General features: G+C 59.3%; 17 protein-coding genes. 10 read left to right on the forward strand and 7 right to left on the reverse strand.

Going from position 1 to position 26873, the window contains the following annotated elements; all coding sequences use genetic code 11:
- Window positions 1–78: 78 nt before the first annotated feature.
- Both J2R76_RS19750 and J2R76_RS19755 read right to left on the reverse strand, forming a co-directional pair.
- On the reverse strand, window positions 79–1083 hold the full coding sequence (locus tag J2R76_RS19750; RefSeq protein WP_253624673.1) for a nucleotidyl transferase AbiEii/AbiGii toxin family protein: 1005 nt from the start codon (window positions 1081–1083) through the stop codon (window positions 79–81).
- Entirely contained in the window at window positions 1076–1675 is a 600-nt protein-coding gene (locus tag J2R76_RS19755; protein ID WP_050420737.1) for a DUF6088 family protein, read from the reverse strand. Before J2R76_RS19755 ends, J2R76_RS19750 begins: the two co-directional genes overlap by 8 nt.
- A 792-nt stretch (window positions 1676–2467) precedes the next feature.
- On the opposite strand from J2R76_RS19755, the gene J2R76_RS19760 reads away from it, so the two are divergent.
- The 4 genes from J2R76_RS19760 to J2R76_RS19775 are packed head-to-tail and all read left to right on the forward strand — an operon-like array spanning window position 2468 to window position 9228.
- Window positions 2468–3997 (forward strand): Wadjet anti-phage system protein JetA family protein, encoded by a 1530-nt coding sequence (locus J2R76_RS19760; protein WP_253624674.1) that lies wholly within the window; start codon window positions 2468–2470, stop codon window positions 3995–3997.
- A complete protein-coding gene (locus J2R76_RS19765; RefSeq protein ID WP_253624675.1) occupies window positions 3987–4625 on the forward strand; it encodes a DUF4194 domain-containing protein in 639 nt (212 codons plus the stop codon). The genes J2R76_RS19760 and J2R76_RS19765 overlap by 11 nt, the downstream gene beginning before the upstream one ends.
- Window positions 4622–8056 (forward strand): SbcC/MukB-like Walker B domain-containing protein, encoded by a 3435-nt coding sequence (locus J2R76_RS19770; RefSeq protein WP_253624676.1) that lies wholly within the window; start codon window positions 4622–4624, stop codon window positions 8054–8056. Before J2R76_RS19765 ends, J2R76_RS19770 begins: the two co-directional genes overlap by 4 nt.
- A 2-nt stretch (window positions 8057–8058) precedes the next feature.
- Window positions 8059–9228 (forward strand): Wadjet anti-phage system protein JetD domain-containing protein, encoded by a 1170-nt coding sequence (locus tag J2R76_RS19775; RefSeq protein WP_253624677.1) that lies wholly within the window; start codon window positions 8059–8061, stop codon window positions 9226–9228.
- Between the two features lie 687 nt (window positions 9229–9915).
- On the opposite strand, the gene J2R76_RS19780 is transcribed toward J2R76_RS19775, so the two are convergent.
- A complete protein-coding gene (locus J2R76_RS19780) occupies window positions 9916–11658 on the reverse strand; it encodes an ABC transporter ATP-binding protein (protein ID WP_253624678.1) in 1743 nt (580 codons plus the stop codon).
- A gap of 1277 nt (window positions 11659–12935) precedes the next feature.
- Window positions 12936–13142, reverse strand: a complete 207-nt coding sequence (locus tag J2R76_RS19785; protein WP_253624679.1) for a hypothetical protein — start codon at window positions 13140–13142, stop codon at window positions 12936–12938.
- Between the two features lie 420 nt (window positions 13143–13562).
- On the opposite strand from J2R76_RS19785, the gene J2R76_RS19790 reads away from it, so the two are divergent.
- The 4 genes from J2R76_RS19790 to J2R76_RS19805 all read left to right on the forward strand — a co-directional run bounded on the left by J2R76_RS19790 (window position 13563) and on the right by J2R76_RS19805 (window position 16883).
- Window positions 13563–13889, forward strand: a complete 327-nt coding sequence (locus tag J2R76_RS19790) for an Imm52 family immunity protein (RefSeq protein ID WP_253624680.1) — start codon at window positions 13563–13565, stop codon at window positions 13887–13889.
- Window positions 13890–14021: 132 nt separating this feature from the next.
- Window positions 14022–14420 carry a hypothetical protein gene (locus J2R76_RS19795; RefSeq protein WP_253624681.1) on the forward strand — a complete coding sequence of 133 codons (399 nt, stop codon included), beginning with the start codon at window positions 14022–14024 and terminating at the stop codon, window positions 14418–14420.
- A 799-nt stretch (window positions 14421–15219) separates the two neighbouring features.
- The gene (locus J2R76_RS19800; protein WP_253624682.1) at window positions 15220–16128 is read left to right on the forward strand and encodes a hypothetical protein; all 909 of its coding nucleotides are present in this window, start codon (window positions 15220–15222) and stop codon (window positions 16126–16128) included.
- 587 nt (window positions 16129–16715) lie between these two features.
- Window positions 16716–16883, forward strand: coding sequence for a hypothetical protein (locus J2R76_RS19805; protein ID WP_253624683.1), 168 nt, complete (start codon window positions 16716–16718; stop codon window positions 16881–16883).
- A 178-nt stretch (window positions 16884–17061) separates the two neighbouring features.
- On the opposite strand, the gene J2R76_RS19810 is transcribed toward J2R76_RS19805, so the two are convergent.
- From J2R76_RS19810 to J2R76_RS19820, 3 genes are all read right to left on the reverse strand, one after another.
- Window positions 17062–19290, reverse strand: a complete 2229-nt coding sequence (locus J2R76_RS19810) for a hypothetical protein (RefSeq protein ID WP_253624684.1) — start codon at window positions 19288–19290, stop codon at window positions 17062–17064.
- Between the two features lie 598 nt (window positions 19291–19888).
- Window positions 19889–20242: a hypothetical protein gene (locus J2R76_RS19815; RefSeq protein WP_253624685.1), complete on the reverse strand. Its 354-nt coding sequence runs from the start codon at window positions 20240–20242 to the stop codon at window positions 19889–19891.
- A 284-nt stretch (window positions 20243–20526) separates the two neighbouring features.
- Window positions 20527–21765: a cytochrome P450 gene (locus J2R76_RS19820; protein WP_253624686.1), complete on the reverse strand. Its 1239-nt coding sequence runs from the start codon at window positions 21763–21765 to the stop codon at window positions 20527–20529.
- Between the two features lie 936 nt (window positions 21766–22701).
- On the opposite strand from J2R76_RS19820, the gene J2R76_RS19825 reads away from it, so the two are divergent.
- Window positions 22702–23583, forward strand: a complete 882-nt coding sequence (locus J2R76_RS19825) for a radical SAM/SPASM domain-containing protein (RefSeq protein ID WP_253624687.1) — start codon at window positions 22702–22704, stop codon at window positions 23581–23583.
- A 960-nt stretch (window positions 23584–24543) separates the two neighbouring features.
- Window positions 24544–26868, forward strand: a complete 2325-nt coding sequence (locus J2R76_RS19830) for a hypothetical protein (protein ID WP_253624688.1) — start codon at window positions 24544–24546, stop codon at window positions 26866–26868.
- Window positions 26869–26873: the final 5 nt, after the last annotated feature.

Consider the following 26873-nt stretch of genomic DNA (forward strand, 5'->3'; position numbering starts at 1 on the left):
GGGGCTCATCTTCGGCAATCCTCAGCACAGCTTCTATACGTCGGAAATCTTTCGAAGCGTCCGTTCCAGCAACCGGCCTTACTTACTATTTGCGCGCCGCTGCAGAGCTTCACAGCGCTTCATGAGCTGCTCAAACGGCTCAGGTTCGCCGAGAAGTAATCCAGCGTCGATCGTCTTTTGATAATCGGCCTCAAGGTCCTTACGCATCTTTTCGTCAGGAACTAACTGAAGCTTGCCGGATACCGCGGCGTGATAGTCGATGACATTGCCGTCGCGATCTTTCTCCCGGAAGAACTTGCTCTTCCAATCGGCGACTTCCTGCGCCAGCACTTTGTCATCGAAGGCAGCTTGCGCAAATCCCTTATCATCGAGCTTCACGAGATCGTACCAATGGCGCGACACACGATCGCCCGCGATACCCTGAGCGCAAAGAACGTGGACGGCCGTTGCTTTCTCCCAAACGGTGCGCTTGGGAAGCATGATTTTTGGGGTCGCTACAGGAAACTCGAGCTCGGGCAGGGATTTCGCCGCATCGCAGGTGATCTCTCTCGTCTCGGACGGCTCACCGGTCGAGCGCGCACCGAATTCAAGCTTGATCCAGGGCGGAACATAGTCGAAGCCCTGGGTCAGCTTTTCATAGTCGACATAGATGACATCGTTCTCACCACGGAACGTGACGTCGACTCCTGTAGCTGCTGCGTGTTTCTGTAGGACAGGAAGGGTCTTGTCTTTGACCCAGGCGGTGAGCCGCTCGCGCGCAAGCTTTGTCCACTTGTCGGCCTGGGTTCGCGAAGCGGGTATGGGTGGGTCGCCCGTGGCAAGCTCAGGAATGATCCGGCGGATATCGTAAGTGAGATCGATATCCTCCGAGAACCGTTCGATGACGTCGTAACCTTTGGAGAGGGACGTACCTCCCTTAAAGACAAGATGCTCACCCAATTCAGAGTCAAAGAGTCCTTGCAGGGCCCAAACGGCCCAGATGTCCTTCTCCAAAAGATGGACCGGGCGGCCTGAGGCGGTGGCGGCGACGCCAAGTGCCTCAAGCCTCTCGTCACGAGAGAGCGTCAGGTAAAGTTCAGCCATGATTTAGAAGGGATTGGCTGACGGATTTCGACATCCACGGAGGCATCGCGCGACGCAGCGCGACGAGATCCTGCAAAGTGTCGTCGGGCAGCTTGCGCTTCAATACCTTAAGAGCCTCGCCCGCCTCTCGCTCGCCGAGCCAGGCAAGAGCCCGGATTGCCTGTCCAGCAATCGAGTCTGTCGGCAGAAGCATCCAGTGCGGTGCATGCCGCATCTCAACCGTCTGTGCTCCGAGACGAAACTGACGATCAGGACCGGAGGTCAAATAGACGAGCTTCGTCGGCACTTGCGTAGTGAGACCAAGTTTATTCGCGGCCGCGGCTCCGTGTGGAACGATCGTTTCCGCGTGCGTGGAAGCCAGCGCTTCGATGACCTTTTCGGCAGCCGGCGCGCGTATGCCAAAACGTGTTTTCACTGGCAGAGCGTAGAGCCCATGGGCAAGACGCATCAACTCGTTGCGTTTGGCGAGACGCTTCAAAGCTTGATCGACCGCAGCACGGCTTCCCAAATGCAAAACTTCCTTAGCACCGATCAAAGTGCCTTCTGGAAGCGCTTGGGCATAACTCAAAATACGCTCGGCGACGGTTTGCATGGCTTCCCTCCGTTGTCAGAAACATATGCCAATTTCTGACAAAACGCAAGGTTTATCGAAATAAACAATAAAAATCAACAGCTTATCCACTGCTTGATATTACTTGGCAGGGGCCAAGATCAGAACGGCAAGGGCATGAAAGGCCATGAGCGTGTGGGGTCTCATTGCTCGGGGCATCGAACGGTGGGCTCAATCCTCAAGCCCTCCGTCGGCAAACGAGATAGAGGCGGCAGAAGCGCGGCGTGGAGGGCCAGGAAAAAACGTGGGATCGGACATCGCGAGCGCGATTCCGGCTCTCCCTTGAACACTCTATTATGGGTGCTGGGTATCGAAGAACACGCACACTGAAAGATTGGCCGTTACACACTTCAGCGGTTAGCAGGGCACAAACTACAGATCACGACTACCTTAGCACCACGCCCGGCTTGGAAACTCAACGGAGCCCTGCTCGTCCGGAGGCTTCCGTCCTCAATAGTTCTTCCCTAAGATCTCCGCGCCTACTTCGGCCGAATAGCGGGGCTTTTTTGTCTCATTGGACAACATAGCTTGCCGAAGTTCTTAGAACGGCCCTTCTCCGAAGACCCATCCCTCCCTGAAACCGCCGGCACGGAGCCCTGAGGCTCGACAGCTTCCCTTCGGCAAGCTATATACGAACATACAGCGAACAAAACCCTTCTAGTTGCGAGTGCCTCGCGATACATCTCGACTGAAGTATTTCCCCAGTAGATCATGAAGTTAGGGGCAGGCAGCTCGCCCCTTTTCTGGATGACGCCGACTCTGGAGTGGTAGCGATTGTCCTTGTTCCGTCATTTGCATGACGAGGCTTTTTTGGCCTTCTCGCGCGATCACAAGCACCTGTACGCGGCTTGTCTGCTCGACCTCCTTGAACGCTTCTTTTCAGGCGCGCCGTCGTTCCCGACTCCGCAGCAGGTCGTCCACGCGATCTACGACGTCATGCGCGCCAACCCGACCCTCTGGAGCGAAGGCGATGACTTCGGCACCCTGCCTGAAATGATCTCGGCAGGTCGCCGCCGTATCCGGAAGGCCGACGTCGCGCTCGCGTCCGAGAAGGGCGACAAGGCGCTCGGTCTGGCGCGGCAACTCTACGCGCGGCTGCTCGCCTGGGGTTGGCTTGAGGAGGAGGAATACGGGCTCCGTGTCACGGTCGACATGGCTATGGGACCGCTGCTCGTGATCCAGCGGCTCGCGAGCCTCAATAAGGATCTCTCGCAGCGGTTCGGCGGCTTGATTGTGCAGATCCGCCTCAATCTCGAGGCTGTCGAAAAGCTGAAGCCCGAGATCACCGACCGCAAGCAGCGCGAAGCCGCGCTCGCCGTCCGCGAGGCACGCAACCAAGCCGACCAGTTTACCAAGAGCCTGCGGGCCATTCTGGCCGACCTGAAGCGGATCCGACGGACCGTCATGGAATCGAAGACGGTGGCTACCCGGCTGGAAGCCTTCTTCGAGGAGTTCGTCGACCAGCTCCTGCTGAAGGATTTCGAGTCCATCCTCACCGTCAACCATCCGTATCGCTTCCGCGATGCCATCGTCGATCTCGCACGGCGGATCTCCTACACCCCGGACACCATGCAGGTCCTCGCCGAGGAGTACACCGCTTCCAGCATGGCCGCCGACGTCGAGGACGGTCGAATGGCGGCGGCCGACGATCTGCTCGCAATCGAAAACATCTTCGAACAGATCGGCGAGATGTTCGAACGGATCGAGGCCTTCCGCAGGCAGCTCGAAGCCCGGGTCCGCAACACCATCAAGTACGCCGAGCGCGGCGGGCAAGGACTCGTCGGCCGGGCCGGCGACCTGGTGCGGCGGCTGGACGCTCTGCTGCGAGACGGCAAGCACGACAAGTCGACCGTCGAGTGGAGCATCGAGCCGCTGCGGTCGCCCTGGTCGGAGCACCATCAGGCGCCGGCCAGGCAGCCGCGCCGCCCGGTCGAGGCGAGGGAGCTCGCCGGCCCGCCCTCGGACCCGTTGTACGAGCTGAGGAAGAAGCTCCGTCTCGAGTACATCGCTCGCATCGCGCCCCGGCCCGAGGATGTCCGACGATTCCTTGAGGGCCAGGTGCCGCCATTCGCGACCAAGGAAGCTCGCTTCATGGAAATCGACACAGTGGACGACTTCCTCGCCTTCGATTGCGCCCGCCGCTATGCGCTGACGGGCGAGGTTCCGCCGCAGGTCGCGGCCGGATTCGATCTGGAGCCGCGCCCAGACACGCCGCCACACGACAGCGAATGGCTTCGTTGCGCGAACTTCCTGGTCAGGCGGTCCGGCAGGCTCCGGAAAGCGGAGGCGCCCCATGCTCAGTGAGTTCGAACACGTCGAGCGCTCCTTCGGTGCGGAAAAGGCGGCCGATCTCCGCAAAGCGCTGCACTTCCTGCTGCGGCGGCAGTTCGTGTTCGCGGGAGATCCCAGAACCGGAACCGTCTACAACATGATCATGGACGGCCGCTTCCGCAATGTGGTCGATGACTTCTTCGATAGTTGCGGATACCGCCTCCATCGCGATCCGGAGGCGCAGTGGGCCGGCATCGTCGCCATGGACGAGGACGTGCCGCTGCCCCGGATGAAGCTCGACGAAACCGTCGTCATTCTGGTGCTGGCAGCGTACTGGCAGCAAGAGGTGAACGTCGGAGCGGTCGAAGACCGGGCCGTCGTGGTCGCCACCTTGAACGATCTGTTCGACCGCTACCGCGAGATGGCGCAACACGGCGGCGGAGGCGCGATCTCGGCCGCCCGCTTCCGCGACATTCTGCGCGAGGCTGCCCAGCGCAGCCTTGTCGAGATCGGCGACTTCGACGACGAGCAGCAGGACTGCGAGGTCAGGATCCGCCCGATGATCAAGCTGATCAGCGGCGGCGACGCCCTGCAACGGCTCGAGCGCTACGTGCGCAGCGAGGAGGCCCGCTTTCCGCAGCCCGCGGGAGACGAGGCATGATGGAGCTACGCCACCTTACGATGGTGAACTGGCACCTGTTCGACGTCGCGGACATCGACGTGACGGGGCACGTCGGCGTCCTTGGCGAGAACCGTTCCGGCAAATCGACGATCCTCGACATGGCCCAAGTCGTGCTCACCGGCGGCAGCCGGCGGTTCCTGCGCCTGAACGCAGTCGCCGGCGACAGCGGAAAGTCGCGTAGTGGCTCGAAGCGCAGCGTCGTCGACTACTGTCTCGGCACGCTCGGCGAGGACCAGCGCCGGCGCGACGAGGCGCGCACCTACATCGCGCTCGGTTTTGAAGACACGGAAGGCGCGCGGCCGCCGGTCACAATCGGCATGGCGCTCGAGGCGCGGAAGTCAGACAGCAGGGAAACCGTGCTGGCGCTGTTCGTCACCGTCGGCACCGTTCTAAGCTCCAAGGACTTCATCGAACAGCGAGGGAAGTTGCAGTTCCCGGCGCCGTGGGAAGACGTGCGCGCCCGGATCGTCGCGGCGGTTGGCGAAGGCAACTTCGTCAACCACCGCGATCGGGCCGGCGACTACGTCCGCGAGTACATGCGCCATCTCCTGCCGCATTCGCCCTACGGCGAGCAGAACGCAAGCGCCCTGCAAAAGTCGATCGTCAATGCGATGACGCTCGATCACAACCAGACGGCAACGCAGTTCGTGCGGAACTATATCCTCGAGGACAGTCCGATCGGGATCAAGGAGCTGCGCGAGTCGATCCAGACCTACCGCAATATCAGCGAAACGATCCGGAAAATGCGCCTCAGACTCGAAGCCCTGAGGGCACTTCGGGGGGTTCTCGCCGCACTCGAAGAGGCGCTTGAGACCAAGTTCAGGGAGGAGTGGATCGCCAAACGCGCGGCCTGGCTCGCGGCGCGGGCGATCAACCTGGACTTTAAGACCAAACGGCGTACCGAGATGGCGCGCCGAGATGCCGCAGCAAAAGAACTCGAATTCATCGAGGAGGACGTCAAGGCCATCGATCAGGAGATCGAACGCCTGACGGCGGCGATCGCCGAGCACGATGCCAAGACCGGAAGAAAGTCGCTGCAGCAGAGCGCCGATGTGGCCGCGCAGGCGGCGCACCGCGCCTCGGCCGAGTTCAAGGCACGCCTGGATAACATCCGCAGCCTATATCCGCTCCGGGCGATGTGCGCGGACTCTTTCGAAGACTTCGTCCCTGCGCTGGAGCGTCTTCTAACCGCCGCCGTCGGGGCCGACATAGCGGGCGTCTCAGACGAGCTCTCCGCGGCCGAGAAATCCTTCGCGACCAGCGGTGCGAAATGGCTGCCGAAGATCGACGAAGCGCGTCAGGCGATCATCGCGGAGCTTTCCGGGCTGCGAGGCCGGCGCGACGAGGTGCTCGAACGGGTCCGACAGCACGCCTCCGGAGGGGCGCGGGCCTATCTTGGCGACGACACTGAACTCCTCTGCCGAAGGCTCCGGCAGAAGGGAATGGCCCCGCGCGTGCTCTGTGACATCATCGAAGTCGCCGAACCCGAATGGGTGGGGGCCGCCGAGGCGCTCCTCGGCCGCGACCGGGAGGCGGTGTTCGTGGACAGAGCGGACATCAGCGCCGCCACGGCGATGTTCAAGGAAGGCCGCCGCGAGTTTCGCCACGCATCCCTCGTGAGCCTGAACAAGCTCGAGCAGTTCAGGGCCAAGCCGGAGCGCGGCAGTTTCCCCTCCATCTTCCGGAGCCAGGATCCGGACGCGATGGCGTTCATCATGCGCCGCTACGGCACGGTCCGTCTCGCCGACACGCTCGATCAGTTCAATAGGCCCGGCCGGGCCATCATGAAGGACGGCCTCTACGACGATGGACTCGTCAGGACCCATCGCTGGATCGAAGCCTCGCAGCACAAGATCGGAAAGGCGGCCCAGGCGAACGCCCTGCGCTCCCTGCATGATCTGGCCGAGGAACTGGATCGGCTCCTGGCCGACAAGAGCAAGGAGGCCCAAGCCGCGGAGCAGGCCTTTGCCGCTCTGAAGAACATCTGTGAGGGGCGTGACGACCTGAAGGCTTTCGCTGCGGCCTTCGCGGCCGCGCAGATCGAGATCGGCGAAGCCCATGCCAGACTCGATGCACTCGATGGCGCGGGCGACGGCGGCCTTCGCGACAAGAAGCGAGCGCAGCAGAAGCTGAAGGACAAGAGGCTCGACGAGAGAAGGACCCAGCAGAAGGCATTTGGCGAGCATGACGGCGAACTCAGATCGGCCGAGAGGAGGCTCGGAGATGGGGAGAACGTGCCGGGCTCCGAGCTCAACCTGCGGGTCGCCCGATCGATCTACCGCAAGACCTTCCCGCTCTACTCCGCCGCGAAAGGCAGGCTCGTCTACCGCGAGCGCCTCGATGCCGCAGCAAAAGGCGGTTTTGCTGAGAAACACCGTGCCATCGCAGACAAGGCGGTTAAAGATGCCGACGCCTCGGACGTCGAGCGCGTCCGGATCGAGCGCCGGGTTCGCGAGTTCCTCTACGATTACTTCGACCAATTCGGAATGAGCTCGCAAGTTGGCGCCGAAAGCGAGCCGCTACGCGAGGTGAAGCCCTGGATGGAGCAGCTCATCTCGGATATCGAATCCAATGAGCTGCGCCAGTACGAACGGCAGGCCCGAGAAGCAGCAGAAAAGGCCTCGACGCTACTTCGCGGCGAGTTCATCAACGCGCTCACGGCCCGGATCGGCAAGATGGAGCGGGAACTGCAGTCGTTGAACCGTAGCCTCTACGCACATCCCTTCCACAACGAGAGATATTCGTTCCATCGCACCCAAGTGGTGGAATTCCAGCCCATCCTGAAGATCATCGAGATCGCCAAGACCTCTCCGGAGGCGCTCGACATGCTGTTCCGGGGCGATGTGCCCGATGACTTCCCGCACAAGGATACGATCCTTGCACTCGAGGCGCTGCTAGAGGATCCCGACAAGGACTTCACCCAGTTTGAGGACTACCGCAACTTCTACACCTTCGAGATCCACATGGAGGATGTCGCTACCGGCCGCTCGACCCGCTGGGAGCAGCGGCGCGGCACCGGATCGGGCGCCGAACAGCAGGTCCCCATCTACGTCGCCATCGGCGCTTCGCTCGCCGCCGTCTACGGCAGCGCCGAGCGTCGTACGGGCAAGCCCGCCGGCTTCGCTCTCGCTATGTTCGACGAGGCCTTCTCGAAAATGGATGGCAAGAACCAGCGGCAGATGATGAGCTTCTATAAGAATCTCGGACTCCAATTCGTGATCGCGGCGCCGTTCGAGAAGCGGGTCGCCGTGCTCGAGCACATGGATACGATCGTGGAAGTGGACCGCATTGGCGAGCAGTCCAGAGCCACAGTGGTGCAACTGAAAGAGAAGGCCAAGCGCGAGCTGATGGCCATCGATCCGGACCTGATGTCCGAAGATGAGCTCGCCAGCCGTTTGGCCGCCGAATAGCCATGGCGCGGCGTTTCACGGACGCGAACGGCCTCTTGAATGACCTGCTCGATCGCTTCGAGGCCGGCGCCGCGAGCCCGATCGCGCACCCGGATTATGCCGCCTTCGCCTCGGTCGTCGCGGCGGACGGCTTCCTCAAACAGATCAGGGAAGCCGAAGGTACCGGCGCGGTGTCCGTTGGCTGGGGCCGAGGCGTCAAGCGGGATCAGGTCGCACACGTGCGGCTGGCCTCGGCGGAGATCCTATACCGATATCTCGACCGCACCCCCGCGTCACGGATTGCGCAGGACGCTGCGGCAAGGCTTGCCGCCGGATCGGCGCTGCGCGACTCTCTGAAGAACAGCGCTTCCCAAATCGCCGAGGTCTGGGGACGGGGGAAGACGTGGCACGGATTCGCGTCGTCCGACGTCGAGATGCTGCGCGACGCCTTCGTTCTCGCCCAGGCCATCCTGGACGACAAGCATCTGGACGTCGACTACAAGACCTTCTCGCGACGGACGGTGGGTCACAGCAAGACGCTCGAACGCATCGAGGGGGCGGTCGTGCGGCTCCTGAGCGGCATCCTGGAGTTTCCGCCCGGCGCGCGGCCCCGCGAGGCACTGCGGGCAATCGGACTGGAACGCTTCGCGCCACCGCTGCTGGTCGCAGGAAAAATCGACCTCGAGGGAGCCGACCTCTCCAGGATTTCTCCGCATTATCTCGGAATCACTCCCAAGGAAGCAGATCGCGTCCGTTTTCGGGAGCCGCCGGCGTACATTCTGACGATCGAAAACTTCGCAAGCTTCAACCGGCACATTGCCGAGGCGGACCCCGGTCGACTGGGAACGACGATGTACGTCGGCGGTTACCCCTCGCTCGCCACCCAGCAGGCACTGCGGATGATCGCAGGGTCGGTATCCGAACAGACGCCAATCTTTCATTGGTCGGACATCGATCCCGACGGGACCTGGATCTTCCACACCATCGAGCGCGCCATCGGCCGACCGATCCGCCCCCACCTGATGAGCGCCGAAATTGCCGAGCGCTCGGGACAAGTGCCGTCCAAAAAATCCGCACCCGCCAGATGCTCACCACAGTCCGGTATCGCGCGGCTGGCAGCGTACCTGGCAGAAGATGGAGCCAAGACGCTTGAGCAGGAAGAACTCGATCCCGTTTTGCCAGAGCTTCGTTAGAAAATCCGTGTCGGTGTGAGGCCGACATCGCGCCGTCCGCAGTTCAAGGATCTCGGCCGGCGATGGTTGAACAACACCTGCGATCGGCAAAGCGGACGCCATGAGTAAGGCGGCTGCTTGCCGGGATCGAAAAACGCCGTCGGCACGCGCTCGACACGCCCCCAAGTACCGCCTGCTCTCTGAAAAGATCGCGTCCCCCGTTTTCCTGAGTTGCATACCCACCCTCGTGGTCAAGCGCATGCGCGCAAGGGCGACGCCTGCGATCCAGGTGACGGCGCAGGACCATGTCCATCTCGCCAATGCCGCGAAGGCATCGTGGCCGATGTTGTCGTCCGGACGCAAGTAATGGGTAGTGGGGCGATGTCTACCTTGTCGACGAGCTCATCAATCGCGGCACATATGCGCAGAATTCCGTCTGGTGCAGCCTGAATTCAGGACGAAGGAGCCTGTTCCGACCGCAAGCCGGCCGATCGCCAATCTTACACCCGCCCCTGCCGACTGGCGTCGCAGATTGGCAATCGGCACCCTGGAATACTTCACGTCTACCGGAGCACAGGGCCCCGATTCCATCATAGATACCGAGGATGGTCTCTATGACGTGGGCAGCTCCTTGAACGGCGAAGGCATCTCGTCCGGCGATGCACCTTCTGTGCGGCGTCAACGCGCCGGGCCGATCATTCACTTCGCCTATGTCACTGATAAGCCGCAGTCGGTCAGGTCGACCACGACGTCGCTTGTAGAAACGACGCCCTTGCGGTGAGTGATCGCCAGCACGGTCACATCTTTGGCTAGCGTACGGATATGGTTCATAATGTCCTGCTCGGTTTCTTCGTCGAGCGCGGAGCTGGCCTCGTCAAGAAGAAGGATCGCCGGCTCGCCATAAAGCGCGCGGGCAATAGCAATGCGCTGGCGCTCCCCGCCGGAAAGCTTCAAACCACGTTCTCCAATTGCAGTGTCAAATCCTTCAGGCAAGGCCTCGATCAAGGGGAGAATAGCGGCTTTTTCCGACGCAGCGCGAAGGCGCACCTCGTTGCGGGGCCGCCCTAGCAGGATGTTGTCGGCTAGGGACTCATTGAGCAACATCACGTCCTGCGGCACGACAGCAACTGCGGCATACCAATCCGCGCGTTCGATGCCCGCTATATCGGTTCCATCTACCAGAATACGACCGCGGTCCGGTTCAATCGATTTCAAGACGAGCTTAAAGATTGTCGATTTTCCCGATCCCGATTCACCGACAAGGAAGGTGATTCCACCCCGCCCAGCCACAAACGAGACGTTCGTAACGCCACGACCGTTGTCGTAGGCATAACCAATGCCCTCGAAAGAGAGCTGGCCAGCGGAGGGCGTGAAATCTTGAGCGTGAGATGGTCGCCGCTCTTCGGGTGCGGCCCATAGTCTAGCCAGAGGGATGAGGTCGGCTCGCGACCGCGCCGCGTCAGAGATGGCACGCGCAACCATCTCGAATGGCATATTGAGCTGAAGTAAAAGCGTGTTGAATAGCACCATATCCCCGATGGTGACCGCCCCGACCTGGTATTCAGGTATGAGAAGGAAAAACGTGACCGCAAATTGTAGCGCGACGGCTGGGCCGAGCACGGCGATGTAGGCAACGCGTTGCAACACATAGGCGCGCCAGTTATCACGCACCTCCCGCGCCGTTATCGTAAAGCGCTGGCTCATCCAGGAATGACTGCCGAAATAGCGCAGGGTGTCCATGGAGCTCATGACGTTGCCAACGAAACGCGCATTGTCCTGTCCGGCTTCTCTGGCTCGTTCCAGGAACACGTACGCCCGACGCGTGGAACTCCACGTCAATGTAATTAAGACTGCCCCATAGATGACGACGATTGCAGCGATCTGGATATTGAGGAGCGCGCCGAGAGTAGCGAACGTAAGTAGAAGTTGTGTTGCAGCAGGGATGAAGACGACGATCCCAAGCTGGACCAACGCCGTCAGGGCGCTGCGCCCGCGCGCGGCCGCATTCTGTATCTCTACGGGATTGTGCTCAAGAAAAAAGGCTGCGGTTTTCCTCAGGATGCGATCAAAGAAGCCCGTTGCAGCGATGAAGCCCAGGTTCTCGGCTGTCATGAAGGACAGATACTGCAGCATGCGCTGCAACGCGGAGGCTACCCCGAGTAGGACCGCATAGCCTGCGAACCCCCACGCAAGCACCGACATGTCTTGCTCGCGCGGGAGACGGTCAATGAGACATGAAAATACATAGGGCGCTGCGACGCTGGTCGCGCTTGAGATCAGCACCACTGCGACAACGACGAGAAGCAACCACCGATCGGAGCGCCAGTACGCATGCAAAATTTCGGAAACCGGTGATAACGTGCTGCCGTTCGACATATCTAGCGGATAGAGGAAATGCGCTTTGCTGAGGCTGAAAGAGCCGACATAGCCCTGTTCGCACGATGATTCCATGCGAGCTCACATGAAGATGCTCGATGAGGGCTCGCAGGACTTTCCTGTGTATCATTGCTTGGCTTCAAATCAATCGATCCAGCACGGTCATCAACTCACCAAGGCTGGTAGGTTGTCGTCCGCCTTCTCACATGAGAGATCATTTTTGTGGCGGGGTGGCTGAACGCCAGCTGCGAATTTTGCGATTCTTGTTTGGCGATTGACAACTCGACGGAGCGCTATGGATCTCACCTCGAAGCGCGCCGAGGCGACATTAGGCAGAAGGTCTGAACTCAACGATTTTACCCGCGTTTTAATCTCGTCCCGGCCTTGGTGACAAAGCGGAGCTCAGCAGTGCGCGTTGCCTGATCGTTGTTAAGCACCCAGTCCTTATCCGCGCGATCCCAAAGCTCCTGTGGCGAAACTTGAACAGCTTCAGAGACCGGAACGCAACGGCTTTGATCAAATCGCAGTTGGCTTGGCCTTTGAACATAGCCGGACGCACACATGTGCTCGGTAAGTCTTGATCTTTACCGGCAGGTGAGCCTTGGAGGCTTACGGCGAGATAAATGTATTCGGGCGTTCTGAAGTTCGCGGCTATATTGGAAAGTATTGCACCCGGTATGCTCAATCGCGAACACCGAGTAGCGACGTCCGCCCACATTGTCCGCCTGCCCTCTTTGCCTCGGACGGATTTCGGAGTTGTCGGGATGCTCGCACGCACGCCGCGATCCAGCGCACTTCTTTTCCTGTCCGCAGTGCTCCTCACAGACCGGCTGGCCGCGTCATCAAGAGCAGATTCAGCCAGCTCGACCAGGCGAAGCCTCATATGGGACGCGCCGAGTCGCCTGCGAGTCCCAGACCGCGTTCAGCCTCTCAGACGGCTTTGCAGTGCCCGCCGATCGACGACGAAGTTCTAAGGTTCAGGTCTGGCTGCGGACCTGCCGCTAATCGACTGACCAATGCCCGCGTGCAATCAACCGCGACGACGCCGCAGTCATACTCATTCCTCTGCTGGCTTATGGGCGCGTCTTGCAGGTTGACCGCGACTCGTTCAGCGATCCTGCTGCGTATCATTATATCCTAGAACTGAGTCATAGTGATAGGCAACGAGCCGAACGCGGCGATCCACCAGCAGGAACGACCAATGGGAGCCAAGGCGATTGAGGTCTGTAGCGCTAGCATCATTCACCGGCAAGAACAGGAAGTCGGCTGTAGCCGGAGGAGGAGGACGCGACCGCTGTCCAGCTAGCGGCCGGCGCCTCTATCCTCGTTCTATGCTTGGTTGTCTTCCGTCGTTAGTGCTGCACGCACGAGGGATCGGTCAAACAGAAGAATAAGTCGCAGATACCATCCAACGGGTCATCCGCGCATTGAGGATATGACGTATCGGCTACCTGCACCTTGGTGGCGACCGGTTGGGCGGCAACCTCAGCAACAAAGGTCGGCACCGCCGCCGTTCCAAGCGCGAGGGCGCTCGCAGTCACAATCACGAATTTCTTCATTCTAGAGTCGCTTCCCTAGGTTGGCCCCAGCCGTCCGCCACGTCTATATGACCTCACCGCAAGTGGTAAAATTGATTTTCTTGATTGGGTCTATCTACGGAATGGATACGTTTGGATATCTCGGCAGGGCCTCGCCTTAAGTCAATCGGAGTCAGCGGAGCCGTTTATGCTCGAGCTCTCGCCCAGCCATCGAAGCTATCGATACATCTGTCGAAGCAATCGAAGCATTGATCCTGGCACAAGGTGCGTTGCATTGGTTGGGCTGCACGGGGTTCCCGACGGCCCCTGCGTCACTTTCCGGATGAGCGTATACGCGATTTCTTCACCGCCGATACGACCGATTGCGGAGATCGCTCTACTAGTTCCTTTTTCTTATGGCTGCGCTGCAGGCCACACCGCAAGGCTTTCGTCAATGCAGAAATGCAGAAATGGAGCCATCTTGGCTTTGATGTGATGAGCAACAAATGGCTCCATGAGGGGCCGATGGATCTAGACCTTACGTGCCCCGCCGGCGGCTGGATGTTGTACGTGAAAGGCCGACGTGATTTCGATCCTCCGGAGGGCATGAATGTCGAGTCCATGGGGGATGGCATCGTGGTGTCCGTAACCTCCGAGATTTTCTCAGATGCCCAGCCGGAGCACGTCGACGCAGCAAATCGGCTGAACGAGGCTGTCGTTTCAGTGCGGACGGCGGAGAATGAATTAGCCTCCCAACCGGACAGCCGGCGGGTCAGTCCTATCCGGTGAAAAAAAAGGCGTCGGCACCCGCGAGTTTGCGGAACCTGCCCAACCATGTAAGGGGCCAAAAAGGGCCAAAACCGCGAAATTGCAACCTACTAGGCCTCCAATGATCGACTAATCGAGAGGAAAGTCTATATTTTGTCGATGGCTTACGTAGCAACCGAGGAGCACAAGACTAGTACGGCCGGGGGCATCTCGGCCGTCGACAAGGTTGTTTTGGCCACGGTCAACGCACCGTTCAAGCGGGATATCAGCGCGGCAACGCTCCAGCACTGCATTGCGCGGGCGGAGCTTGGCGAGTGGCCAGTCCACGTCGCGACGTTCTTCACCGACGTTTCGCCGCACTTGATTTTGAGCTTTGCTGCCGGTCACGGTATCTCCAAGTCCAAGCTTGCCGAAGCGTACGTGGTCATGAAGACCAAAACGGGCGAGCAAAATCTGGATTTGGAGAGCGATCTTGTCCCACTGGCGGCTGTTGCTCGATGGAGCAATTACCGGTTTAGAGCGCTTTCGATCCAACGGACAGCCTGTTCCTGATTGGGTGCTTGGAGGCGGTACCGCTCTGATGATTCATAGCGCGCACCGCCTCAGCAAAGCATTTGCGCTTGGGCTTGCCGTCGAGGACAGCTGAACGATCTCGATCGAACCGCAACACGCCATCTTGGCGGCGTCCTTGATGTTGGCCTGAGGCCACGGCAAAGGCGCTGCCCGACGCCGTCCAGGTCGCCGAGCCCACGCGAATCCTCGCGCTCCGTCAGGAATCCCAGTAGAGCACAATGTCGCTTCCACGCAACGCCAACCGGTCACGAGCCCGATGGCTGTGACAAGATCGGCTATTCCGACCAGAGCCAGCGTCTCGAGCGGCACGTTCGGGCATCGATTCACGATCGATGCAAGCCTGGCTCGGCAGCCTTCCTTACGCAACTCAAGCTCAGGATCGTTGCGCCTCCGCCGGGCTGCGTCTGCCAGACTTTCGCACTGCTGGATTTAGCGACGATGGCGCCATCTCGCCAAAATCAGCTCTGCGATGAACAATGGACGGCCAGCACAGTCGCAAGTGCTTCAATTTCTTCAAGCGATGAAACTCGTCAGCTGATCGACAGCTAAACCCTCTAGCAATGAGACCGTCTATATCCGGACAAGGCTGGGCTTGATGGGCTCAAAATCTGGAACAGAAGAAGGAGCGGGATCCCCTCAACATACCGCCCCGTCGAGAACCAGATCCGCTCCATTTTATAGCCGTTTGTGCATGTCTCGGTTTCCGACCCTCGCGGCTCGCTCAAATCGGATCAACTTGTCCGATTGATATCGACAAGGCTACCAAAGGGAAAATGGAATGAACCCGTTTGACAATATCGGCCCGTCTGCGGCTTTTACGAATTGCGTCGAGCAGAAACCAGAAGAAACCGGGCAAGCAGACTTTGAGCAGCGGCTTGGAGAGCCTCAGCCGAGCCTCCAAACATCAGATGCGCCCGGGGCCGGATCGTCCCGGACTGACACGGAAGGCAATTTGAGAGCGCAGGCTATTCAGGGGGACGAACGGTGCGCAGCTGCATCCTTTATCAGGACGCGCGCTCAGCTTGCCGCGACGCTGACCTGCGCAACCGTTGCGGAACTCAGAAGAGAAATCGAACTCGCTGCGCAAAAATCGGCACGATGGTCGAAAGCAACTGGGCCATCAGCCGGCGGCATCGATCGTGGTCGCGTTTACGACGAGGTGGTGGCATCGTCGTACGCTGAGCTGCAGCGCTTTCAGAATCACGCCAGCCATTGCAAGCCACATGTACTGGACCGTCAAAGCGCGATGGACCATTTGCGTTCCATGGCGGCTTTGCGTTACGATGTCGCCCCCTGGAATATTTGGGGAGGCCAACAACTTGATCTGGGTCGCGCAGCGGCAGCGCACATGAGAGGGGACACCTATTCTTCGCCTTTTGTATCACTGTCCGAGGAGGCCTCACAACTGCTCCTGTCGCCGGACGATGACAACGAGTATGGCGCCAAAGCAATTGCGGAAAGCGCGAATGAGTTGCACACCTACACGGTGCCACGGGTCACCACCTGGACGGCCGAAGAGATCGTCAGTATCCTTGAGGACGGGACCGAGAATGATGAACCCAATCTTGCATGGGTGAGCGATACCCCAACCGAGGAGCGCGAGGTACTGTTTCTGGGCGGGAATCTGGATGACTATCGGACCGCTAGCGAATTGAATCCATACAGAAAGTCACAGACGAGAGGATGAGGCTAAAAGGGTGCGAGAAAGCGCGACATCTCTTGTTGCGCTGCTTGGAAAAATCGGAAGCAGCGTTCGCGGCATCTATAATGCCTGATCGGAGTGGCCCGCGGGGGAGCTGACCGGGTAGCGCACGTCGACCATCAAAGTGTCCGCCGAGATCTGTATCGTCTTCAAATTCGTCGCACTTGTCGTCGGAGGGAAGCGAGGTATTTCGCTCGCCGATAGGCCAATATGGCCCCGTTATAATCGCCAGAGCTCCACGCTCGAGCCTGACAGCAATGCCGGCAGAGCACAACGAGCTTCCCGCCACGCCGACGCGGTCGTGGCCGTCACAGGATCAATGTTTGCAGAGAAGCAGCTCCGCCCTCACCGGCTGGGACACTCGGAAGAACGAAAAACCCCAGCATCTTCTGGGGGCCTGGAGGCCGGGATGCTGGGGCTCTCGTCGCCTTATCCAAGAGAAGCAAACGGATAGGCGGGCTCATTGTGCATTGCGAAGTCGATTCGTCAAACCAGAGCGCATAGTTTTCTTTTGGCATGCCAACCATCCGAAGCAATCCCTCTGGAGGTTTACTTGTCAGTTGGCGGCGCACATGCAGGCCTTTCGCGACGAGCGCGACGACATCCGGCCGTATCGTCTTCGGGATCACGCACATGTTTCTCCGGCTGCCGCGCTCAGCGGCTGGCTTCGTGCCGACGCGCCGATCTTCGGCGTCACCAATGGCCTCATAGAGAGCTTACTTGCCCGTGATTGGAAATGATCCGGCTCTCCGGCCGACGAGCGTCTCGTGGATTTGGTGCGTGTTCTCTTCCTCCGAGCTCCATCCTTTGGGAGATGGAGCCTGAGGAGGCCCGGTGCGGCTCAGGTAATCCGCCGAGCCGACTTGGAGGCATGAAAGCTGCCATCGAACGGCATGCTGCCGCAAGACAAGAAGCTCACTAGATTCCCAGTCGCCCTATCTGCGCTGACACGTGCCCAGCGTCGGGAAGGTGGTACAACGCCTGGCCGCCGGCTGCGGTGCTCAACAAGGACTTGCAAAACGCAGGTGTGAGCTTGCCGCGGTGGATCACGACGTTGTTGTGCCCCTCGGCGGCTCGAGCGTTCTGCCAGTGCCGATTATAGCCGCGCTGTTCATCGGACTTCACGTGGCAAGCGGCGAAGTCACGGTCCCCCAGCATTGGCAATTGCCAGGCATGTACCGGCCGCTTGGTATGGATGTGCACCCACATCGGGCTTGGCCTCGCACCACTGCTCAGCGCCTTGGGCTGCAGCTTGACCTCGAACAGCTTCCCTGGCTCTCCCTGCAAGGCGCGCGGTGGATCGACTGGCGCCAATTCCCCCTCCGCCCGCAATTGTTCAAGGTACCTTTGCGACGGAAACGCATAGGTCTTCATGCAATCGCTCGTGATTGCCGCCTTTCGCCCGCTCAATGAGTTTGCCTGCCCCTGCACCTCGGACCACATCGCCCTGAGCCGCATTATTTTTTCGTGCACTTCGGGCAGTTGCGCCGGCGTGAGCAGGCCCCGGCGGCGAGGCTCCTCCAGCGCGACTACACAGGCCTCAATCTCGGCCGCCTGCGTCTGCAAGCGCTTACTGACGAGATCCAAGACGTGGTCGGCGTCCTCGGGCTTCATCTGGCGCGCCTGCGAGACGGCACTTTGCTGAGCCCGCAGATCGAATTGCAGCAGCTCGTCCAGTCGCTCGAGTAATCCCGCCAGCGCTTTCCTGGAGGGCGGAGCCTGCCACATCTGGAGGTGCTCGGTAGCAGAGGTTGACGCGCTCGCCCGTGCCTCCTCCGCGGTCGCGAGTTTTTTGGTACCGAGGTCCGAGAGCACGATAACCTTGCCGGTCGGCGCCGTGGCCGCATCGGGCCTGGCGAGTTGCGGCTCGGGCGGGCGCGCCGTCGAACTCCCCTCGCCTGCGGCCGCTGCGCGCCTTCCTTTGCCCTTTCTGCGCGCTCTGCTGCTTTCGCCCACCATGGCGGTATTTTCCGGCAACGCAGCCCAAGCCGGCGGTTCAATTGTGGCTGCCAACTTTGGCTGCACTGCCAGCAACCGCATGACTTCGTTCGCCGTAAGCCACGCACCTTCCACGATCTGGTCCAGCAACTGCAACGGAAGGTCAGCTCCTGATCCGGCTTCCCTCAGCGTGGCAACCATGGAACTCACTCCTGAAGCGAATTCCGAAAGCCGCTCCATGACACCTTCCAGAACGGCGCGATGCTCGGCGTCGAGCGATGCCCCGTTGCTGTACATTACGGCATGGCCGGTCGAGACGAATGCTGGAAAAACATCTTCGATGAAGGTTCCGAGCAGACGCACCCGCCCGTTCTCGTCCATGAGGGCTTCGTGCGCGTCTGGCTCCAACGTGCTCGCTTGCGAGTCAATCAAGAGCTCCGCGAGAGCTATCCGGGTTTGCAGATACATGCACTTCGTATTGAGCGCATGGCCGGTATGCAGCCTTAGTGCGGCCTCTTCGGCCTCGCGCATCGCGGGCGTAGCGCTTGGCAAGTCCGCAGTAGCTGCGCAGACGGATTGCATCCGCTCCAAGCGCAGTGTCTTCTTTCCCCACCACTCCATGTGGGCCGCATAATGTTCCGCCACGCTTGCAACCGAGCGGCTCAGCTGGTGGGGCGTAGCGATGCCTTTCAACCTCTCGAGGCATCTCAACGCTTCTTTTCTCTTCGTCTCCAGTTGGTCAACAATCTGCCTGGCCACGGTGTTACATTGGGTGGCTGCGTCAAGCACGTCATCGCGGAGAAGGCGGGCCCGATCGTCGGGCAGAATGCGACGCGCCAAATTTGGGGGCAGATCGGCGTAGTAGTCCAGAGCTGCTGAGCCTGCCCTGACGACTTGGTCGATCAGCTCTTGCGCCTCGGGCAAGTCCCGGGCGCGCATGGCCGCTCGACGACAAGTTTCAAGCTCCTCAAGCAGGCTCTCCAATCTTCGCCTTGCTGCTCTGATCTCGTCCCGCGTTGGCACCACCACATCTGAATCTGGTGGCTGGTGCGCGAGTGGCACGGCTCGCTCCTGAGGCCCGGAGCGCATCCGCTCCACGACGGCGTCGAAGGATCGACTGCGTTCTCCAGGGAGGACGCCGAGTTCCACGGTGCTGTCGGCTGCTGCCGCCCCAACGTGCGATTTCCCGGATCGGCCAATGCCCGTCATGCTTTATCTCCGATTAAGTCGACGATGTGCAGCCTGTCTGGATAGACCGCTTGGCTGACGAGTAGCTGACCAAGAGCGTTCTCCAGGGATGCGCAAAAAATTATGTGGCCTGTGGCTTCATTTCCCGTCGCACCTCCTATGTTGCTGAAGTGCGGGGATGACCGCGTAGGTTGCCGAATAATCAGCTGAAGCACATGACCGCGGACTGACCTGTCCTGGTCGTGATCTGCTTTTCCGAATGCGATAGTACAGGCCGCGAGGCGATCCGTGATCATCCTGCCTCCAGAGCAGTGGTGAGTTCACACGAACTGGATCCAAATGCTGGAGAACACCAGGCAACGACTGTGGTCAGGCAGAAATTGGCCAGCGTAGATCGATCAAGATCTACGACCCCCGCACGCGTCTCACTATCCGGCAAGGAGACTTCGAGAAGAGTTTACGAAGCCAACGGCAACGCACCGACCGTGATGAAACGTTGAAAGCCGATCAGCAACAACATTAGCCTCCGTGCGAAGCGAGCAGAACCGACGTTGCGCAGGTCCTATTCAAACTACATCTCGCCGAAGCCAGCACCCATCCAGGCTCAATCAGAATACCCTCATAGACATATGGCAGCGAGCGTACCAAGCGCACCGAGCATCAGCCCGATCAGCGAACCGGTTGTCGGAACGTCTCTAAAGAGGAGAAGAGTGAGTATCGGCTCCACCACCAGAATAGCTCCCACCGATATTGCGACAATGATCCAGATATTCTTCAGATGCATGTAGCCCAGCGCGTATCCGAAAACGAGAAGGATGCCACCGAAAGATATCAGCAGAAACATCGGCAGGAGCATTGTCACATCCCCGCCGGCTTTTCCAAACCGCCTTGAGGCAATCAACTCGGCGATGATCGAAATCGCTTCTCCAAGGAAAATCGCTGCCACCGCTACAATCTTCAATATCAAGCTCATCGGCCTTTACCGTTGCAGCTATCCAGGCGGCCCGGAGATAGGGCATTGGGGGGGGCACCGTTGGCGTTGCCTTTTTCGCTTGTCCGGCGCCTGCACGGCGCCGGGCTGGCTCAACTGTCGCTCCTTACACGGGCTCGTCAACGCCCGCCTGATTGCCGACCGGCTCGCGACATGCAGCGATTGTTTGGCGCCGATCAAGCCGCTTTCGCTAGCGGCGTCAACGAATGCGGTTCAAGACGAGCCCAACCGCACCGCGTGCCGCGTGCCGCCGACGCGATCAGGGACTAGGCTGCAATCCGCACTGGGAGTGAGGAATAGCCGTGCACGAAATTAGATGCGATTCGCTCGGGTTCGCCGACAACGCTTACGTCTAGCCCTGCACGCAATATTTCGTCCCAGAGGATATTCAACTGCAGTTGTGCAAGATGCCGACCAACGCACCGATGGATACCAAATCCGAACGATAGATGCTGCCGCACATTCTTGCGGTCGATCACAAAGCTGTCGCCATTCTCGATGACTTCTTCATCCCGGTTGCCAGAGATATACCACATAACGACCTTGTCGCCCTTGCTGATCTGCTTGCCACCCAGAATGCAATCTGCCGCGGCGGTGCGGCGCATATGGGCGATCGGTGTCTGGTATCGAATAATCTCCGACACGGCGCTCGACACGAGCGCAGGGTTATCGCGCAGTTTTCGCAGCTCGCCGGGGTACTGATTCATGAATAAGACGCCGCCGGTCATCGAGTTGCGGGTGGTGTCATTGCCTCCGACGATCAGCAGGATCAGATTGCCGAGAAACTCATCCGGCTTCATATGGCGCGTGTCGGGCGAATGTGCCATCAAAGAAATCAGGTCCAGGCGCGGCTCGGCATTAATGCGCTCGTTCCAAAGTCGCGTGAAATACTCAAAACATCCGGACAGGATTGTCCTTCGCCTTTCCCAGCTATCGATGGGATGGCCGGCTCTCGGAGGTGTGACAGCTACATCTGACCAATAGGTCAGGAGCCGTCGGTCTTCGAAGGGAAAGTCGAAGAGCGTGGCAAGCATCTGCGTCGTCAGCTCGATCGAGACCATATTCACCCAATTGAACGGATCATTGCGCGGCAACCCGTCCAGAATCACCCTGACCCGCGAGCGGATCAGACTTTCAAACTTCGCCAGGTTATCCGGTGCAACTATCGGACTTACGGTATTGCGCTGCCCGGCGTGTTTTGGAGGACCCATCTTAATGAAGCTCGGGGTCCAGTGCTCGTCAGGCACATCGACGATCGTGACACCCTGTTCTGACGAGAATGCCTTATGGTTTGTATCCACCGCGACAATATCGCGGTACTTCGTGACGGACCAATAGGGGCCATAGCAGCTGTCTTGGCAGTAGTGAACGGGATCCTCCCTTCGCAGCCGCTCGAAGTACTCCCATATGCTATCATCCTGAAAGCGCTTGGCTTCGCTAACATCCAGCTTGCTCAGCGGGATACTCGACGCCTCATCGGCTCTACGTGCCGATCTCGCTTTCATGATGGTCTCCGCAGATTTTGTTCATTCGAGAGCATACGGGTCCGCATAGTCGCTCTCCACGACCGCCCTGATGTGTTGGTTGCGAGCATGTCCTCGCTCCAACAGAGTATCTCAAAGCGCGAGCCGGCCTCTCCTACCATTTCTGGCAGGACAGATCGCATTGACTTTCCAAGTCGATCCAATCCAGTGGACCTTAGAACCATCACGGCAACGCTGGCATCGCCTGAGATCGGCTATATCGTTGCTCGAAATCAAATAGCTGACATGCCACCACAGCTCTCCAGGTCTTGAATATCTCAAATGCGAACCTCTTTGGCTCCTCACGGCCGCATTGAAGCTATTTTTGGGCCGCAGCGCGTGCGACGACAATCATTAGCGCTGCTCATCCTCCATGACACCACTTAGCCGCAGCACCACCGAGAGTACGCAAATGTTCTATTCGACCCGACAAACGCCTGCTTAATCCAACATCCTGGCGGGCAGCCCAGCACCTGAACGAGACAGGAGCTCTCGAGGACGATCGTCTCCAAGGCTACGATGCTCAATCGCTATCCACCCAGTTCATGGCCGCGGAACCATTCGCAAGGACGATGGCTTGCGCGACAAGTAAAAAGGATGGTCCGGACCTGGCACCGTCATCGGCAGAACTCCAAATAGCCGTTTCGCCCGGTCAGCTTCTGATCAGCATCGCCGCTGCTCGGCAAGCTCTGCGCAGACCATTGCGACGAGGAGGCCAGGCCTGGCGCCCGGCTCACGCGAAAGCTAGACGAGGATGTCAGTGACAGCGAACGGTACTATGCGCAGTCAGCACGTAGAAAGCGGCATTCGACCCCGAGAGATCGGCGCCACGTACAGCAAACGCGTTGTTGAACCCGGCGCATTGCCGACCGCCCCTTGCTCTCCTTCCAGCAGTTCCACCTGAAAGGATCAAAGAGAATGACGGCATACCCGACGACGTTGCAGAATCTGCGCGCGGCCGATCCTGGTAGCAAGATATTGGAGATAACCACGACCACCGGCTGCATCGTCAGATGTTCTTATTGCTCCCAGGACAAGTTTGCAGATCGCCAAAGGCTCGTATCCCAAGCCAAGCATCTGGGTGTTCAGGATTTCAAGCAATGTCTATCACGCGTACCGACAGCTACCGGCATTAGTTTTGCCGGATATTCGGAGCCCTGGTTGCATCCGCATTGCAGCACGATGGTTGAGCATGCTTACGCACGCGGCCACGACGTCCGGATCTTCACGACCCTTGTTGGAATGAACGGAACTGACGTTCGGCGCTTGCAAGTGCTCCGGTTCAAGACTTTCGTCGTTCACGTACCCGACGACGGCACCTATATGAACAGCCGCCTCGTCGGAAAAAACTACATCAATGTCATGCGCCGACTGATTGAGGCAAACATTCCCTCAATTCAATTTGTGGTCCTGGGTAAAATCCATCCTGATCTAGCCGACGTAATCCCCGCCAAAATGCTACAACGCTTGCGGCCGCTGAGTAGCAGGCGAGGACGTATAGATCCGAGAATGATCACCTCCCGGCAGCCGATCGCCGGCACTCTGACATGCAATGGGAAACAGCAGCATCGGAATGTCCTTCTTCCAAACGGCGATGTTACTTTGTGCTGCATGGATTTTGAGCGGCGTCATGTCCTTGGGAATCTTTTGTGCGACGAGTACGAAGATCTGTTCGAAGGCCGGATATTTAGCGAAATCGCCGACCGCATGAACGGTACGGATGGCTTTCTGCTTTGCAGGACGTGTGAATTTGCCAAACCGGAGCCGGAATGCTGTAGGACCCCCGCCCGCGCGCTGTGAGGAATGGCCATACCGATGGAAGCTCGCCGCACCAGCTGGACTAGTATCAGAAGGCGGATCAGAGCCGCGCTTCGGCGAAATGCACGAGCCGGGACCTGCCCGTAAGAGAGCCCCAAGGATCGCCTTTTGCTCAACTGGTGCGACTGGAGGTGGTAGATGCTTTTCCCGCAAGATGACGGACGATTCGGCTTCGCCGTTGATCTCGTGCCTCTCGATCGATCCAAAAGCCCTTGCCGTCTTCAGTAATTCAACGAGCCGCTCTCCAATGGGAGTTCGAGCGTACAAGAGAGCGTAACGGGCCTGACCCACATGCCTGCCATGACGAGACCAACGTTGCGCTTACAATTCAGCAAGGTGAATAGCTACAGAATATTCCATCCACGATCGATCAGAACGACATCGACTTGCGGATCGTCCCAAGAAAGCCCGCACACGGCGGCGCTGGTGCCGTCAGCTCCCACAAACCGTGCGATGTGGGCATCCGACAACTCGCTCCCCGGAAGGTCATCACCTGCGCATCGTGAGATGCTGCCGCGGAATCTACTGCGACATTGTACGCTGATCTTCCGCTCAATAGGACGCTCATAGCGCAAACAGTATTGGCCGACGGCCGTTCTCATGAGGGGAGGGATTATCCGGCTGAAGGAGCGATACGCTCTCCTCTCATCAATCGCGAACTCGGCCCAATGGCAGACCGATCATCACGATGACAGGCCTGGGATCGTCGCGATCGCGAGCTGAGCGTTGGATCGAGATCCTCGCATCGCATTGCAGCTCGAACTCCAGTTCGACTCTTTTGTCATCCCGCGCTCTCCTTTTCGCGACGCGAACACACTGCATCGCCTTGGGTGCCGCCCTTGTTAGCCTATCGTTCTCTGTCTTGCTTGGGGGCCATGTCAGGTTTTGGACAGCCAACGCTAGTAGCGAGGCACCGAGACCGATGCAAGCGGAGACGCGACCATGAACCAATTCAATAATATCAACCCTGCCGACAATCGTCCCGCTGCGTCTGAGACAACCGTGGAACAACCGCAGCCACAGCAAGTCCACTTTGAGCAGCAGCTGGCAGACGTGCAACAGCTGGGGCCTATATATGCTCACAGGCAGCTTTACGATGTCACTCAGGAAGACGATCGCCTGATCCAAGCAGCGTCTGGTGCGGCCCTCGAGCGAGGACCACCGCCCGGGTCGACAACCATCAGCATTTACGATCGCCGCCTTCGCAAGTTGGCTGAGGCGCTGAAGCAGGATGGCAAATCAATGGCGACCCTCGATGATGATACGCTGCTCGATTGCGCCAAGAAGCTGCTGCCAAACGATAAGGTTATCGCCCCAGCATTGTTGATGGTCAGCCGCTACCGCAAGCCTGGCGCCACCGTTCGGATCACGACACATTACCGTCCATCGCACGAAGACGAACGCCTCATTAGGAAGGCCGCCGAGGCAGGCTTCGGTCGCGGGATCGACGCGAAAACGGTCGGAAATTACGCAAGCAGCCTCCGGAAGCTGGCGACAGCTCTCCGTCCCCTGTCCATTGCCAAGCTCAGTGCCGACAAATTGCGCGGTCACGCCGATACTTTGTTCCCGGATGACAAGAAACTCCGCTACGCCTTGAACAGACTCCGCGACTATCGCGCGATCATCAGGCAGGACAATTTGGAAGGACAAGGAGGCGGCTCGCATCTGCCAACACAGCCGGCCGCGCATTCGTCCATGCTGACTGTCGAGAACCAGCCTTTGGGGAATGCTGCGGATCAGGGCGTATTGCTGGCTGGCAGCTTCAATGCTCCGCAGGTTTGGGGCGAAATGGGTTTAGCCGCTCAGTCTCCCATACAAAGTGTCGCGCAGGATGTGCTTTTCGATGACGCGGAGCGGAGCGGAGAGCTTGCGGTCGCCGGTTTCGATGCACCGTTACTTTGGCAGGGAGTGCGCGCCCCCGATTTCTCGTCCCTACAGCGGTTTGCTCAGGACGAGCTTTTCGATGCTACGGATCGCGAGAGCCTGCTGGCAGCCGCGCCCGACGATCAATTGGCGCTTTGGCGAACGATGAGCTCAGCCTCCCATTCGAACCTGCAGAGCGCCGACCAGGCAGAGCGTTTCCATGGCATCGATCGAGATGATTTGCCGCCTGGGATGGCCTTCGATGCACCGGAACTGGCATCGCGGGTGGATCCGGTCGTCCCTTCGCCGGTGCAAAGCGTAGCCCAGGAAGAGCTTCTTGAAGCCGCGGATCTTGAGGGCTTCATGGTCGCGGACGATCTTGTTAGTCCGGAGTTTTGGCGGGAACTGGACTCTACTGCCAACGTGCCCATTGAAAGTGCCGGCCGAGAGGAGCTTCTTGATGCTGCAACCTCACAGCGGAACTCGCGATTGCAGAACCTTGCCTCTGAACAATACTTCGCACGGATGATTGACCAAGGCGGTGCCGCCCTGGCCACAACGCCACTCCCAGTCAGCGAAAGCTTTGACGCTTCTTTGGTCGTTCCACATGACTTCTCCCACGGCAACCAGCCCGCGCCGGATATGATGCGCTCCAAACTGGGCCATTGGGGTCTGTTGCCGGACGCGACGCAGCCGGTGAAGACCTACGACATTTACGGTGAGCCCTATACTGCCGTGTTAGGACCCGGAGGACACAATGATATTCAGCTTATTCATCTGCGCTCTCTCGCCGTCGGCGACACGTTTGATGTTTCATTCGCCGTACCGAAGGACTTTTCCCATTGCACCCAGCCGGCACCCGACATGATGCTTTCTCAGTTGGGTAATTGGGACTTCTTGCCTGATGCGGAAAATCCGGTGATGAACTATGAGATTGCCGGTCAACGCTACACGGCTGTATTGGGACCGAAAGGGCCCAACGACGTTCAACTTATCCACCACCCTAGGTTCGCTTTGCGGGGTGAAGCTGCCCTTGCGACGCCGACGGCTCCCCTGCATACCTATGGCGGCCCTGTACCCGGGTTTAATCCATCCGCCACGCTCGAATTACGAAAGGATGCCCCTTCGGCACTGGGGCCAAACCTTCCACTGCCGTCTGCGGCTTCGGCATGGAGCCATCAGTCGGCCCCGCAAGTGCCTGAACTTGGAGAGTTGTTCGGCCAAGACTGGAGGCACGGCCCACGAGAGGCTTCGCCTCTCGTGATCGACATGCTCCAAGACCTGGGCCTTCTGCCGAGCCAGGGCGTCCCCATGACCTGTTTTTTGATCCACGGTCAGCCCTACACGGCCGAAAGCCTACCCGGAGGCCGCATTCTTCTGTTTCATCGGCCGCAATTCGACTGAGTGAG

Source organism: Bradyrhizobium sp. USDA 4532 (assembly GCF_024171315.1).
Lineage (GTDB): Bacteria > Pseudomonadota > Alphaproteobacteria > Rhizobiales > Xanthobacteraceae > Bradyrhizobium > Bradyrhizobium australafricanum.

Excerpts from the sequence above, each read along its gene's own strand:
- J2R76_RS19750 (WP_253624673.1), bottom strand. The coding sequence starts at position 1,083 with ATGGCTGAACTTTACCTGACGCTCTCTCGTGACGAGAGGCTTGAGGCA.
- J2R76_RS19755 (WP_050420737.1), bottom strand. The coding sequence starts at position 1,675 with ATGCAAACCGTCGCCGAGCGTATTTTGAGTTATGCCCAAGCGCTTCCA.
- J2R76_RS19765 (WP_253624675.1), top strand. The coding sequence starts at position 3,987 with ATGCTCAGTGAGTTCGAACACGTCGAGCGCTCCTTCGGTGCGGAAAAG.
- J2R76_RS19770 (WP_253624676.1), top strand. The coding sequence starts at position 4,622 with ATGATGGAGCTACGCCACCTTACGATGGTGAACTGGCACCTGTTCGAC.
- J2R76_RS19775 (WP_253624677.1), top strand. The coding sequence starts at position 8,059 with ATGGCGCGGCGTTTCACGGACGCGAACGGCCTCTTGAATGACCTGCTC.
- J2R76_RS19780 (WP_253624678.1), bottom strand. The coding sequence starts at position 11,658 with ATGGAATCATCGTGCGAACAGGGCTATGTCGGCTCTTTCAGCCTCAGC.
- J2R76_RS19785 (WP_253624679.1), bottom strand. The coding sequence starts at position 13,142 with ATGAAGAAATTCGTGATTGTGACTGCGAGCGCCCTCGCGCTTGGAACG.
- J2R76_RS19790 (WP_253624680.1), top strand. The coding sequence starts at position 13,563 with ATGCAGAAATGGAGCCATCTTGGCTTTGATGTGATGAGCAACAAATGG.
- J2R76_RS19800 (WP_253624682.1), top strand. The coding sequence starts at position 15,220 with ATGAACCCGTTTGACAATATCGGCCCGTCTGCGGCTTTTACGAATTGC.
- J2R76_RS19805 (WP_253624683.1), top strand. The coding sequence starts at position 16,716 with ATGCAGGCCTTTCGCGACGAGCGCGACGACATCCGGCCGTATCGTCTT.
- J2R76_RS19810 (WP_253624684.1), bottom strand. The coding sequence starts at position 19,290 with ATGACGGGCATTGGCCGATCCGGGAAATCGCACGTTGGGGCGGCAGCA.
- J2R76_RS19815 (WP_253624685.1), bottom strand. The coding sequence starts at position 20,242 with ATGAGCTTGATATTGAAGATTGTAGCGGTGGCAGCGATTTTCCTTGGA.
- J2R76_RS19820 (WP_253624686.1), bottom strand. The coding sequence starts at position 21,765 with ATGAAAGCGAGATCGGCACGTAGAGCCGATGAGGCGTCGAGTATCCCG.
- J2R76_RS19825 (WP_253624687.1), top strand. The coding sequence starts at position 22,702 with ATGACGGCATACCCGACGACGTTGCAGAATCTGCGCGCGGCCGATCCT.
- J2R76_RS19830 (WP_253624688.1), top strand. The coding sequence starts at position 24,544 with ATGAACCAATTCAATAATATCAACCCTGCCGACAATCGTCCCGCTGCG.